At 62.8% G+C, this 13,260-nt stretch carries 11 protein-coding genes and 1 pseudogene; 7 read left to right on the forward strand and 5 right to left on the reverse strand.

Annotated features, from left to right (window positions below; genetic code table 11):
* Positions 1–12 precede the first annotated feature (12 nt).
* From EAH73_RS11475 to bshB1, 4 genes are all read left to right on the forward strand, one after another.
* Positions 13–876 carry an RNA polymerase sigma factor RpoD/SigA gene (locus EAH73_RS11475; protein WP_068231931.1) on the forward strand — a complete coding sequence of 288 codons (864 nt, stop codon included), beginning with the start codon at positions 13–15 and terminating at the stop codon, positions 874–876.
* A gap of 145 nt (positions 877–1,021) precedes the next feature.
* Positions 1,022–1,957, forward strand: a complete 936-nt coding sequence (trxB, locus tag EAH73_RS11480; protein WP_140466628.1) for a thioredoxin-disulfide reductase — start codon at positions 1,022–1,024, stop codon at positions 1,955–1,957.
* 28 nt (positions 1,958–1,985) lie between these two features.
* Entirely contained in the window at positions 1,986–3,140 is a 1,155-nt protein-coding gene (locus EAH73_RS11485; protein WP_240047222.1) for a peptidoglycan DD-metalloendopeptidase family protein, read from the forward strand.
* A gap of 232 nt (positions 3,141–3,372) precedes the next feature.
* Positions 3,373–4,101: a bacillithiol biosynthesis deacetylase BshB1 gene (gene bshB1 / locus EAH73_RS11490; RefSeq protein ID WP_317129389.1), complete on the forward strand. Its 729-nt coding sequence runs from the start codon at positions 3,373–3,375 to the stop codon at positions 4,099–4,101.
* A gap of 133 nt (positions 4,102–4,234) precedes the next feature.
* Here the strand turns inward: bshB1 and EAH73_RS11495 are convergent, their stop codons facing one another.
* From EAH73_RS11495 to EAH73_RS11505, 3 genes are all read right to left on the reverse strand, one after another.
* Positions 4,235–5,227, reverse strand: a complete 993-nt coding sequence (locus EAH73_RS11495; RefSeq protein WP_140466629.1) for an amidohydrolase family protein — start codon at positions 5,225–5,227, stop codon at positions 4,235–4,237.
* Between the two features lie 82 nt (positions 5,228–5,309).
* Positions 5,310–5,840 carry a YceI family protein gene (locus EAH73_RS11500; protein ID WP_140466630.1) on the reverse strand — a complete coding sequence of 177 codons (531 nt, stop codon included), beginning with the start codon at positions 5,838–5,840 and terminating at the stop codon, positions 5,310–5,312.
* Positions 5,841–5,842: 2 nt separating this feature from the next.
* Positions 5,843–7,402, reverse strand: coding sequence for a hypothetical protein (locus tag EAH73_RS11505; RefSeq protein ID WP_140466631.1), 1,560 nt, complete (start codon positions 7,400–7,402; stop codon positions 5,843–5,845).
* A 171-nt stretch (positions 7,403–7,573) separates the two neighbouring features.
* On the opposite strand from EAH73_RS11505, the gene gpmA reads away from it, so the two are divergent.
* On the forward strand, positions 7,574–8,263 hold the full coding sequence (gpmA, locus tag EAH73_RS11510) for a 2,3-diphosphoglycerate-dependent phosphoglycerate mutase (protein ID WP_140466632.1): 690 nt from the start codon (positions 7,574–7,576) through the stop codon (positions 8,261–8,263).
* 85 nt (positions 8,264–8,348) lie between these two features.
* Here the strand turns inward: gpmA and accC are convergent, their stop codons facing one another.
* Positions 8,349–9,860 (reverse strand): acetyl-CoA carboxylase biotin carboxylase subunit, encoded by a 1,512-nt coding sequence (gene accC, locus EAH73_RS11515; protein WP_140466633.1) that lies wholly within the window; start codon positions 9,858–9,860, stop codon positions 8,349–8,351.
* Between the two features lie 217 nt (positions 9,861–10,077).
* Here accC and EAH73_RS11520 point away from each other — a divergent pair, with 217 nt between their 5' ends.
* Positions 10,078–11,316 (forward strand): aminotransferase class I/II-fold pyridoxal phosphate-dependent enzyme, encoded by a 1,239-nt coding sequence (locus tag EAH73_RS11520; RefSeq protein WP_140466634.1) that lies wholly within the window; start codon positions 10,078–10,080, stop codon positions 11,314–11,316.
* 254 nt (positions 11,317–11,570) lie between these two features.
* Positions 11,571–11,741 (forward strand): annotated as a pseudogene (locus EAH73_RS23980) (histone H1); the annotation flags it as partial.
* A gap of 203 nt (positions 11,742–11,944) precedes the next feature.
* On the opposite strand, the gene tyrS reads toward EAH73_RS23980, so the two are convergent.
* On the reverse strand, positions 11,945–13,258 hold the full coding sequence (tyrS, locus tag EAH73_RS11530; RefSeq protein ID WP_140466635.1) for a tyrosine--tRNA ligase: 1,314 nt from the start codon (positions 13,256–13,258) through the stop codon (positions 11,945–11,947).
* Positions 13,259–13,260 lie beyond the last annotated feature (2 nt).

Below are 13,260 nucleotides of genomic sequence, written 5' to 3' on the forward strand. Positions count from 1 at the left end.
TTACCTCTTTCCATGAGACAGTTAAAAATCAGCAAGCAGATTACCAACCGCGAAAGCCAATCGCTGGATAAGTATCTCCAGGAGATTGGGCGGGTGGATTTGCTCACCCCCGATGAGGAGGTGACCCTGGCCCAGCGCATTCGCGACGGGGACCAGCAGGCGCTGGAAAAGCTTACCAAAGCCAACTTGCGCTTTGTGGTGTCGGTAGCAAAACAATATCAGAACCAGGGGCTTAGCCTTGGTGACCTCATCAATGAGGGGAACCTGGGCTTGATCAAAGCCGCCAAGCGTTTTGACGAAACCCGTGGTTTTAAATTCATTTCGTACGCCGTGTGGTGGATTCGCCAGTCCATCCTGCAGGCCCTGGCCGAGCAAAGCCGCATCGTGCGCCTGCCCCTTAATCGGGTGGGCTCGTTGAACAAAATCAGCAAGTCGTTTTCAGAACTGGAGCAGAAGTTTGAGCGCGAGCCTTCGCCTGAGGAAATTGCCGAAGTGCTGGAGCTGACCACCTCGGAAGTGGTGGACACGCTCAAAATTTCGGGCCGCCACGTGTCGGTGGATGCGCCGTTTGTGCAAGGCGAGGAAAACCGCCTGCTCGACGTGCTCGAAAATGAGGACGAGGAATCGCCCGACATGGCTTTGATGAACGACTCGCTCCGCAAGGAAGTGCAGCGTGCGCTGAGCACGCTCACCAAGCGCGAGGCCGACGTTATTACCCTGTACTTCGGCTTGAATGGCGAAGCCGCCCTGACGCTGGAAGAAATTGGCGAGAAGTTCAACCTGACCCGCGAGCGGGTGCGCCAGATCAAGGAAAAAGCCATTCGCCGCCTGCGTCATACCTCGCGCTCGAAGGCGCTGAAGCCTTATTTGGGTTAATTCTACTTAATTTTGCAATGCATAAAAACCCCGGCTGTAAGGTTGGGGTTTTTTGCTAGCGGCGGGGCTACTGGCCCCGCTTTGTTTCTTATCAGTTATGGGGCCCCCAGCCCCGTGCTACGGCCCCAGGGGCCCTACTTACAACATGTCGCAACACCACAAGTGCCTGATCATTGGTTCGGGCCCCGCGGGCTATACCGCCGCTATCTACGCCGCCCGGGCCAACATGGCCCCCGTCATGTACATGGGCCTGCAGCCCGGCGGGCAGCTCACCATCACGAATGACGTGGAGAATTTCCCTGGCTACCCCGATGGCATCATGGGCCCCGAGATGATGGAGGACCTGAAGAAGCAGGCTACCCGCTTCGGAACCGATATCCGCTACGGCATTGCTACGAAGGTGGACTTCTCCAGCCACCCGCACAAAATCACCATCGACGAAACGACGGAACTGACGGCCGACGCCGTGATCATCGCCACCGGGGCCTCTGCCAAATGGCTTGGGCTGCCATCGGAAGCGCGGTTGAACGGCTCGGGTGTATCGGCCTGCGCCGTATGTGACGGGTTCTTCTACCGGGGCCAGGAAGTGGCCATTGTGGGGGCCGGCGACACGGCGGCAGAGGAAGCCACGTACCTGGCCAACCTGGCCAGCAAGGTGACCATGATTGTGCGAAAGGGCGAGATGAAGGCCTCGAAAATCATGCAGCAGCGCGTGCTCGACAACCCCAAGATCGAGGTGCTGTTTGATACGGCCACCGACGAAATTTTGGGCGAGCACGCCGTGGAAGGCGTGCGGGTGAAAAACCTGCTGACCCACGAAACCCGCGAAATTGCCCTTACCGGCTTTTTTGTAGCCATTGGGCACGAGCCGAACTCCAAGATTTTCCAGCCTTACCTGCACCACGACGAGCAGGGCTACCTGAAGACGCTGCCCGGCACGAGCAAGACCAACGTGGACGGTGTGTTTGCCTGCGGCGACGTGCAGGACTTCACCTACCGCCAAGCCGTGACGGCGGCCGGTACCGGCTGCATGGCCGCCCTCGACGCCGAGCGGTACTTGGCTGCCTTGGGCCTGCATTAATCTTGGTTTTCGCTTTGCTTCCCTGCTTTTGCTGCTTCATCACTTAAAACTTTTGCGCCCCGTGGCGCTGCTCGTGCTGCTGCTGGCCGGCCTGGGCACGGCCCCGGTGGGGGCCCAGGGCCGGCGGCCGGCGCACCCCAAAAACGAGCGCACGGGCCGCCGGTCGGACTTCTTCCGGGTGAAAACCCCGCGCATGAAGTACGTGCGGCCCGACACCACGACGATCATCGAAACGGAGGAAATCCACGACGAAAACTCTGATGCGGCCAAGTCGCTGCGCTTCAATCCGGCCAAAAAGCTGAGCATCGTGAGCGAGGACACGACCACGCTCAACGAAGGGGGGCAAGAGATTGTGGAGATGTCGGAGGAGGTGCTCATCGACTCGTCGTGGGTGAAAGTGGCGGGCTACTACTCCATCTGGGACACGCACAGCATCAACCCCTACCACGTGGACGGCCGCCGCTTCCGCGACTCGGTGAACTTGAAGCTGACCGATGCCAGCCGCGAGCGGTTCAGCCAGATGCCCATGGCGGCGACGCCCATTACCTCAGGCTTCGGCTTCCGGGGCTACCGCTGGCATTTCGGCGTGGACCTGGACCTGGAAACGGGCGACTCGGTGAAGGCCGTGTTTGACGGGGTGGTGCGCGTGAGTAAGTGGGACGGGGCCGGCTACGGCAACTACTTGCTGGTGCGCCATTACAACGGCCTCGAAACCCTTTATGGCCACCTGAGCAAGGCGCTGGTGCCGGTGGGCACGTTTGTAAAAGCCGGCGAGCTCATTGCCTACGGCGGCAGCACGGGCCATAGCTCGGGCTCGCACCTGCACTTTGAGGTGCGCTACCAAGGCAACCCCATCAACCCGATTCAGCTATACGACTTCCCCGAGAACAAGCTGCGCAAGGACAACTTCACCATCACATCTGCCCTGTTTGATTATTACAGCCGGGCCTTGCAGCGCGGTGGCGGCAGCCTCACCGGCGGCCGGCGCAGCAGTAGCAGCAGCGCCAGGGGTAGCCGCCGTGGGGCCCCCAGCGCCGCGCGCGTGGTGGTGTCGCATCGCGTGCGCCCGGGCGATACGCTCTCAGAGGTGGCTGAAAAGTACGGCGTGGGCTTGAGCACCCTCAAGCGCCTGAACCCAGGTGTTAAAAAGCTGCAACCTGGCAAAAAGCTGCGCATCAAATAAGATCGCAGATTTTGCAGATCTAGGGGATTGCGCAGATGTAGCAGCCCGATTTGAACGAGCGTTTGAGGTTGTAAACTTGAGCGGCTACGCTGGTTCACTACGGTGATAACTGAGTAGCTAGCTGAGTAGATGGCTGTGCCAAGACAGAAGTAGCATCGTAAGTAAGAAGCAAAGCAGTAACAAAACAGAAGTAATCGCTGAATCTGCGTAATCCCCTAAATCTGCAAAATCTGTGATCAAGGTAGACGTACTGGCCCTGGGGGCCCACCCCGACGATGTGGAGATGTCGTGCGCCGGCACGCTGCTGGCGGCCCGCGCCGCGGGCAAAACCATTGGTGTGGTCGACTTCACCCGCGGCGAGCTGGGCACCCGCGGCAGCGTAGAAATCCGCGCCGCCGAAGCCGCCGCAGCCAGCAAAATTCTGGGCTTGAGTGTGCGCGAAAACCTGGGGATGCCCGATGGCTTTTTTCGCAACGACCGCGAGCATCAGTTGCCGCTCATTGCCGCGCTGCGCCGCTACCAGCCCGACGTGGTGCTGTGCAACGCCGTGGCCGACCGCCACCCCGACCACGGCAAGGGGGCCCAACTGGCCATCGACGCCTGCTTTTTGAGCGGCCTGCGCATGATTGAAACGCTGGACGAAAACGGCCAGCCCCAGGCGCCCTGGCGGCCCCGCAAGGTGTACCACTACATCCAAGACCAGCAGCTAGTGCCGGCTTTCGTGGTGGACATTACGCCTTACTGGCAGGGCAAGTGGGACGCCATCCACGCCTTCGGCAGCCAGTTCTTCAACCCCAACGCCGACCCCGGGGCCCCCGCCACGTACCTGTCGGGCCAGGCGTTCGAGCGATTTATGGAAGCCCGGGCCCGCGAGTTCGGCCACATCATCGGCGCAGAATTTGGTGAAGGCTTCACCGCCGCCCGGCCAGTAGGCGTGCGCGAGATTACGGAATTGGTGTAAGTACGCGGAGCTTTGTACTAGCCGACGGCTTTTGTAATGGGTTGATCCGGTATATGTTGATTAGACGCAAAGCGTCCGGCTGACTTAGCCGGACGCTTTGCGTTTTTTAATACTGGCCGGGGCCCCTAATTATTTACCCCAACTTCAATACCCGGTCCGCGTTGCCGTGCGCCAGTTTTTCCAGGTCGACCGGGGGCATTTGCAGGCCGGCTAGAAATTGCTGGCCGGCCACGTTGGGCGCAAATGGGTAATCGATGGAAAAGAGGATGCGTTCGAGGCCGAAGGTGGCCAGGGCGGCTTCGAGGGGCGGGCGGGTGAAGATGCCGCTGGTGGTGAGGTACACTTGGTCGCGCAAGGTTTGGGACACGGTGCGCGGGAGCTGGGTTTCAGCCTGGGGCATCACCTGGTCGCAGCGGGCCATCATCACGGGCAGGGTTTCGCCCATGTGGCCGATGATGAGCTGGAGGCGCGGGTACTGATCGAGCGTGCCCGAGAGGACGAGGCGCAGCACGTGCACGGCGGTTTCAGCGTGCCAACCGAAGCCAGCCATGGCCAGGCGCTGGTCGAGGCCGTGGGGCAGGTGGCTGTAGTAGGCATCGCGCACGGCCTGGGGCGGGATGCCGGGGTGCAGGTACAGCGGCACACCCAGTGCCTCGGCCCGGGCCAGCAGCGGGGCAAACTGCGGGTCGTCGAGAAACAGGCCGTTAATGGTGCCGCTCAGCAGGGCCCCCACGAAACCGTGGGTTTCCACGGCGCGGGCCAGCTCGTCGGCGGCTGCGGCAGGGGCCGTGGTGGGCAGGTGCGCGAAGCCGGCGAAGCGGCCGGGGTGCGCGGCAATGGCCTGGGCCAGGCGGTCGTTGTATTCGCGAGCGAAAGCGGGGCCTTCGGTGGGCGGCAGCAGCTCGGCGCCGGGGCCCGCCACCGACAGCACCTGCACCGTGACGCCGGCCTCGTCCATCAGGCGGAGGCGCAGGGGCCCTATTTCTTCCAGTTTTGCCTGCTGCGCGTGCACTGGCGAGTTGGGGGCATCGGCGGTGGGCCAGCCCGCTTGCGCCCGCACGGCGGGGCTGATGCGGTTGACCAAGTCGGGAAAGGAAACGTGTTCTTCGAGGGCGACGATGCGCATGGCCGGTAGGAGGTGGGTGGACGGAGGGGTTCGTCGGTTCAACGGCCCGGCCGGGCGGCGGGTTGGGGCCCCGTACGGGGCCCTACTGGCCGGCGGCGGTCCTGGCCCGTACGCTCACGGTTACCTCATCGGCCAGCACAAGGCTGGTCTTGCCCAGGCCGTAATCGAGTCGGTTGACTTGGAACTGGCCCCGGAACTCGTGGGCCGCCGATACGGTGAAAGGGATTGTTACGTCGCGCGTGATGCCTTTCATGGTGAGTGCGAACACGCCCTCGAACCGGCCCGGGCCCACCAGGCGGATGGTTTTGGATTGCAGGGCGATGGTGGGGAACTGCGCCGCATCGAAGTAGTCAGGCTTCTGCAGGTGCTGGTCGCGCAGCCCGATGCCCGTGCGGATGGTGCTCACCGGGACGGTGGCCTGGATGTGGCCCTGCTCGGGGTGGGCCGGGTCGAACTGAATGGTGGCGTCCACGCCCGCCAGGGTGCCGTCCACCGTCAGGCCGGCGTTCTTGATCTGAAAGCGAACCGCTGATTCGGCAACTGGGGGCCCCACAGCCCGGGGCCCCCAGGCCAGGCCCCACAGCACGCAGCTCAGCGCGAAAAAAAACTTCATGGCTACAAGGTTTTGAGGAATGCCACCAGCGCGTCGCGGTCGGAAGCTGACAGTTCCAGCCCGAATTCGTGGCCCGGCACGGGTTTGGGGCCCCCGCCCGCGCCGCGGAAGCCGGTGGGCACATAGTCGGCGCGCACCCGTTTGGGGTCCAGCACATCGTTTAAGCTGGCCAGCGTGCCGTCGTGCAGGAAGGGCCCCCGGTACCACACGCCCTTCAGCGAAGGCACTTTATAGTAGCCGGTGCCGCGCCGGGTTTTGAGGGCGTAGCCGGGGTCGGTGCCAATAGAAATCTCGAAGATGTCGTACTTCTGGCGGTGTGCCGCGGGCACCTCGAAGCCGTCGACGGGCGTGAGCATGTTGTTGGTGTAGAGCGGCGGCGTGTGGCAACTCACGCACCCTTCCTTGATAAACAGCTGGCTGCCGCGCTTGGACAGCGCCGTGGGCTGGTTGGGGTTCACGGGCGGCCGGAGCGAGTACACGTACTTGGCCAAGGCGTAGAGTTGGGCCTCGCTGTAGCGGTCGAAGGTACCGGAAAAATGGGCTTTGCCGGGCGGGGGCAAGGTTTGTTGCTTCATCCCCGCCGGAATGAAGCCGTCGTAACTGGCCAGAACATCCGTCGATTGGTTGATGGCAATGTAGCGCATCATATCCCCGATGTTGCGGTGCCGCGCCAGGCCGCCGTGGTCAAGGTAGGTGCGGCCCTCCACGCCAATAAGGTCGGGCACAGCGGGCGGAAACAGGATGCTGGTGCCCTGCCGGCCGTTGGTGCCGGGCGGCAACGCGTCGAAGGCCTGAGCAATTTCTTCCTTCGGCTTGCGGCTAAGTGCCGAATTGGGGTCGTCCTTCACAAACGGCGCGTCGAACAGCACCCCGGCCACGTGCTGCACGGCCGGCTCGGGAAAGTCTGCCGCGTGGCGAATATCCCAGGCGGTGACTCGGTCGCCAGGGAAATTACCCTGCGCACCTTTCAAGACCACGCCATTTTTTTCGACGCGCGTGTGGCACATCGCGCACGACAAATTGCCAAGCTGCACGGTGCCTTTTGTCGAAATAACGTAGCGGGCGTAGGGCATCACGCCATCCTTGGTCAGTCGGATTTTATTGTCGGTGTAAAAAGCTGGATTCCGCGCATCAGCCACGGAAATAATGGCCCCTCTCACATCAATGGGCATATCGAATAGCAACTCGCCGGCCTTAATCCAATCGGCTTCGGTGCGCAGCTTGCTGGGGTCGAATACCACTTCGGGCTCCCGCTTTTGCAGCCCTTCCCAGTAGCCTGCGGGCTCGCGGCCGGGGGCGTACACGGGGTAGGTTTTGTAGGCCACCCGCTCCGGCAGGGCGTAGTAATAAGCGGCTGTTATCTGCTGGGGCGAGGCTTTGGCGGTGGCCAGTGGCAGCTCGGCCTCCGCCAAAGCCGTGCTGTCCCAGGTGCGCGGAATGACGGGCGTAAAGGGCAGCGCGCCCAAGGCTTGCGCCCCGCGGGGCCGGGTGGTCGAGCCGGTGCTGCTCAGCAGCAAGATACTGAGCAGCAACCAGAAGAGTAAAAGTGTGTGAGGCTTCATGCGCGGAGGTAAAAGCGTTCGGAAATATAATTAATATATTTTATTAATTATATACAGTGCTTGCCCGGCGGTGCGTTGGGGCCCCGAGCGGAACGTACGTGCGCCACGGCTTCATCAAACCCAACGGCTAAGACGAGTACCTTGCGGTCCGCTCACCAATTGAAGCCCCGCATGGAAAAACTTGTGCTGCTGCGCCACGGCGAAAGCGTGTGGAACCAGGAAAACCGCTTCACCGGCTGGACCGACGTGGACCTGACGGACGCCGGCCGCCAGCAGGCCGTGCACGCCGGCCAGCTGCTGAAAGCCAACGGCTACGCCTTCGACCTGGGCTTTACGTCGGTGCTGAAACGGGCCATCAAAACGCTCAACCTCGCGCTCGAAGAAATGGACCAGCTCTGGGTGCCGGTGCAGAAGTCGTGGCGCCTGAACGAGCGGTTCTACGGGGCCCTGCAAGGCCTCAACAAGGCCGAAACTGCTGCCCAGTACGGCGCCGACCAGGTGCAGCAGTGGCGGCGCGACCCCCACGAGCACCCGCCGGCCATCACCCCCGACGACCCGCGCTTCCCCGGCCACGACCTGCGCTACCAGCACCTCACCAACCGCGAGCTGCCCCTCACCGAGAACCTGAGCGAAACCATGGAGCGCGTAATGCCTTTCTGGACGGAGAAAATAATGGGGGCCCTGCGCCGCAACCAGAAGGTAATTGTGTGCGCCCACGGCAACAGCCTGCGCGCCCTGGTGCAGTACATCGACCATCTTTCGGACGAGGAAGTGACCAACCTGGACATTCCCACCGGCGTGCCGCTCGTGTATGAGCTAGACGACAACCTGGACCGCATCCGGCACTATTACTTGCAATAGTTTAGCCAAGCAAAATCCCGAGCAAGCAAACGCCCCCGGCCGATTCGGCCGGGGGCGTTTGCTTTTAGGTAAAAGCGGGCTGTGCTTACCGCACGCCCAGCCGGTTGCGGCGCCAGCCCGAGGCGGCTGGGGCCCCCGCGGCGCCGGCGGCGGCCGGTGCTTGGGGCTGCTTGGTTTCGAGCAGCATCGCCACTAGCGCCGCCGCTACCTGGGCGGTGGCCTCATCGGGGGCGGGGGGCACGAGGGCCCCGGCGGGGAAATGGTCGCGGATGAAATTCGTGTCGAAGTGGCCGCTCACGAAGGCCGGGTGGCGCAGCACGTAGGCCCCGAAGCCCAGCGTGGTTTCGATGCCCGTAATCTGGTATTCCTCGATGGCGCGCAGCATCCGGGCGATGGCCTCGGCGCGGTCGGCCCCGAAGGTGACCAGCTTGGCAATCATCGGGTCGTAGTAGATCGGGATGTCCATGCCCTGTTCGAAGCCGTCATCCACGCGCACGCCGGGGCCCTGGGGGCGCACGTAGGTGGTGAGCGTGCCGATGTCGGGCAGGAAGTTGTTCTGCGGGTCTTCGGCGTACACGCGGAGCTCCAGGGCGTGGCCCCGGATGGTCAAATCTTCCTGGCGGAAGGGCAGGGGCTGGCCCTCGGCGATGCGGATTTGCTCCTTCACCAAGTCGAGGCCCGTGATTTGCTCCGTCACGGGGTGCTCCACTTGCAGGCGCGTGTTCATCTCCAGGAAGTAAAACTTGTGGTTTTCGTCGAGTAGAAATTCCACCGTGCCGGCCCCCGTGTAGTTGCACGCGCGGGCCACGTCCACGGCCGCCCGGCCCATCTGGGCGCGCAGTTCGGGCGTGAGCACGGCAGAGGGCGCTTCTTCAATCACCTTCTGGTGGCGGCGCTGGATGCTGCACTCGCGCTCGAACAAGTGCACGATGTGGCCGTGCTCGTCGCCGAGCACCTGAATCTCGATGTGGCGCGGCGCGCCGATGTACTTCTCGATGAACACGGCCCCGTCGCCGAACGCTGACGTGGCCTCCGACACGGCCAGCTGCATTTGCTCCACAAATTCATCGGCGTGGTTCACCACGCGCATGCCCTTGCCGCCGCCCCCGGCCGAGGCCTTGATGAGGATCGGGAAACCGACTTGCTCGGCAATAGCCTGGGCGGCGGGCACGTCGGTGATGGCCTCCGCGGTGCCCGGCACCAGCGGAATGTCAAAATCGGCCACGGCCTGCTTGGCCGAGAGCTTGTCGCCCATGATTTCCATGGCCTCGGGCGAGGGCCCCACGAAGATGAGGCCCGCCGCGCGCACGGCGCGGGCAAAGCCGGCGTTTTCGCTCAGGAAGCCATAGCCGGGGTGGATGGCGTCGACGCCTAATTCCTTGCAGATTTCAATGATTTTGTCGCCCCGCAGGTAGCTGTCTTTGGAGGCTGGGGGCCCCACGCACACGGCCTCGTCGGCGTAGCGCACGTGCAAGGCGTTGCGGTCGGCCTCGGAGTAGATGGCGACCGTCTGGAGGCCCATTTCCTTGGCCGAGCGCAGCACGCGCAGGGCAATTTCGCCGCGGTTGGCAACGAGCAGTTTGGTGATCTTTTTCATGCAGCGGGTGGGATAGCGAGCAGTGTGCCCGCAAAGAAAGCGGCAAACGGCGCGGCCGCCGCAAACCCTGCGGCGGCGAGCGGGTTGTTACGCCTAAATTATGCACAACCCGGGCCCGGAGTTATCTTTGTAATTGGCCTTATTATAAGGCAACGCTTCACGCTGGCCCGCCGGGTCACCCCGTCCTTTTACCATCCATTTTACCACCCGTTTCTCTGTGGATATTTTTGACCGCATCGCCGCCAACCGGGGCCCGCTGGGCTCGCACTCGCACTACGCCGACGGCTATTTCGCATTTCCGAAGCTGGAAGGCGAAATTCAGCCCCGCATGATGTTCCGCGGCAAGGAAGTGCTTACCTGGAGCCTGAACAACTACCTCGGCCTGGCCAACCACCCCGAAGTGCGGCAGGCCGACATCGACGGCGCCGCCGCCTACGGCATGGCCTACCCCATGGGGGCCCGCATCATGAGCGGCAACTCGACGCTGCACGAGCAGCTCGAAACCGAGCTGGCCGACTTCGTACAGAAGCCCGCCGCGCTGCTGCTCAACTTCGGCTACCAGGGCGTGGTGAGCATCATCGACGCGCTGGTGAGCCGCCACGACGCCATCGTGTACGACGCTGAGTCGCACGCCTGCATCATCGACGGGGTGCGCCTGCACCAGGGCAAGCGGTTTGTGTTTAATCACAACGACATGGCCAGCCTGGAGAAGCAGCTCGAGCGCGCCAAGCGCCTGACCGACGAAACCGGCGGCGGCATTCTGGTGATTACCGAGGGCATGTTCGGCATGTCGGGCAACTTGGGCAAGCTGCCCGAAATCGTGGCCCTGAAGGCCAAATACGACTTCCGCATCTTCGTCGACGACGCCCACGGCTTCGGCACGCTGGGGGCCACCGGGGCCGGTACGGCCGAGCATTTGGGCGCCATCGAAGGCGTGGACCTAATCTTTTACACCTTCGCCAAGAGCATGGCCAGCGTCGGCGCGTTCGTGGCGGGCACCGAAACAGTTATTGAATATTTGCGATACAACATGCGCAGCCAGATTTTCGCAAAATCGCTGCCCATGCCGCTCGTAATAGGGGCCCTGAAGCGCTTGGAGCTGATTCGCAGCCACCCCGAGTACCGCGAAAAGCTCTGGACCGTGGTGCGGGCCCTGCAAAGCGGCTTGCGCGAAAAAGGTTTCAACATCGGCACCACCGAATCGCCGGTAACGCCGGTGTTCCTGAACGGGGAAATATCTGACGCAACGGCCCTTACCTTCGATTTGCGCGAGAATCACGGCATTTTTTGCTCTATCGTGGTGTACCCCGTGGTGCCCAAGGGCGTGATTATGCTGCGCCTGATTCCCACGGCCATGCACTCGCTGGCCGACGTGGAGGAAACCATCCGGGCCTTCGAAATCATGGCCGCCAAGCTCGACAAGGGCTTGTACAGCAATGCCGCTCAGCCGGCCTAATTCGCCATTGCCTTGTGCTGCGCGCCGGCTACCCGAAAGGTAGCCGGCGCGTCTATTTTAGCACTATGCCAAGATAAGCGAGCGGGAGGTAATTCGCTGCGTTGGCAGTTTTTCAACTAAAAACTGCTTTTCTGCGTAATGCGGGGACATTGGAAAAATAGCTAAAAGTTGCTTGCATTTGAAATCCCTGTATATTAGGGCCGTCTAAATGCTTCAACCTGTTTCTTTTCCCCATTCCAACCCCCCAAACCTCCATGAACAACTTTGCTAAACTGAAAGACCTGGTACTCTCGCTGGAAGGCGATTTCGACAAGTTTTACGATAAGCACAACGCTGCCGCCGGCACCCGCGTCCGCAAGGGCATGCAGGAGTTGAAGACGATGGCCCAGGAGTTCCGCACCGAAGTGCAGAACATGAAGAACACCGCCGAAGCCCCCGCCGCCGCTCCCAAAGCGGCTGCCAAGAAAGCCGCTCCGGCCGCCGCTAAAAAGGCTGCGCCCGCTGCCGCCAAAAAAGCCGCTCCGGCCAAAAAGAAGTAATTCCCGGGCCGCTAAGGCCACAAAAAAGGGGCCCCGCCAGCTGGCGGGGCCCCTTTTTTGTGGCCTTAGCGGCCGTTCTGGCCCCAGGGCTACGTTAGCTCCACGAGGTAGTAGTTTTTCTTGCCGCGCTGCACCACCAGGTACTTGCCGTGGAGCAGGGGCAGCTCGGCCACCAGCGCGTCGGGCGAGGTGGCTTTCTGGCCGTTCAGGCTTAGGCCGTTGGCCTGGATAAGCTTGCGCACCTCGCCGCGCGAGGGGAAGATTTGTTGGCCCGTGGCTTCGCTCAGCAGCACGGCCACGTTGAGGGCCCCGGCCTCGGCGCGGGGCACGCGCAGGTGGGGCACGCCGGCAAACACGTCGCGCAATGTAGCCTCGTCGAGGGCCCCCAGGTCGCCGCCGCCGAAGAGCACCTGCGAGGCCGCCAACGCCGCTTCGTACACCGCTTCGGAGTGCACGCGGATGGTAACGTCCTTGGCCAGGGCTTTTTGCAGGGTCTTGGCGCCGGGGTTTTGGGCGTGCTGGGCCTCGAGTGCCTCAATTTCGGCCTGGTCCAGCAGTGTGAACACGCGGACGAGGCGGGGCGCGTCGGCGTCGTCGGCGCGCAGGAAGAACTGGTAGAACTGGTAGGGCGAGGTCAGGGCCGGGTCGAGGAACACGGCCCCGCTCTCGGACTTGCCGTACTTGGTACCGTCGGCCTTGGTGATGAGCTGGCCGGTGAGGGCGTAGGCCTTAGCCTCGGGGCCCCCGAGGCGGCGGATGAGCTCGGTGCCGGTGGTGATGTTGCCCCACTGGTCGCTGCCGCCCATTTGCAGGGTGCAGTTCAGCGACTTATACAAGTGAAAGAAGTCGTAGCCCTGCAGCAGCTGGTAGCTGAACTCGGTGTAGCTGATGCCCTCGCTGCCCCCGGCGGCGGCCCCATCCTCGGGGCCCCCAATGCGGCGCTTCACCGAATCCTTGGCCATCATGTAGTTCACGGTGAGGTGCTTGCCCACATCGCGCAGGAAATCTAGAAAGCTGAATTCCTTGAACCAGTCGTAGTTATTCACCACCAGCGCCCCGGTGGGCGAGTCGTTGAAATCCAGGAACCGCTCGAGTTGGGCCCGAATGCCGGCTTGGTTGGCGCGCAGCGTGGCCTCGTCGAGCAGGTTGCGCTCGGCCGACTTGCCGCTGGGGTCGCCGATCATGCCGGTGGCGCCGCCCACCAGGGCCACGGGGCGGTGGCCGGCGCGCTGCAAGTGCATGAGCAGCATGATGCTGGCCAAGTTGCCGATGTGCAGCGAGGCGGCCGTGGGGTCGAAGCCGATGTAGCCCGACACGGGCGCGGTGCTGGCCAGGTGCTCGGCGGTGCCGGGCATGGCATCGTGCAGCATGCCGCGCCAGGTCAGTTCGTCAATGAGGTTCAAGG

Source organism: Hymenobacter nivis, assembly GCF_006439025.1.
Taxonomy (GTDB): Bacteria; Bacteroidota; Bacteroidia; order Cytophagales; family Hymenobacteraceae; genus Hymenobacter; species Hymenobacter nivis_A.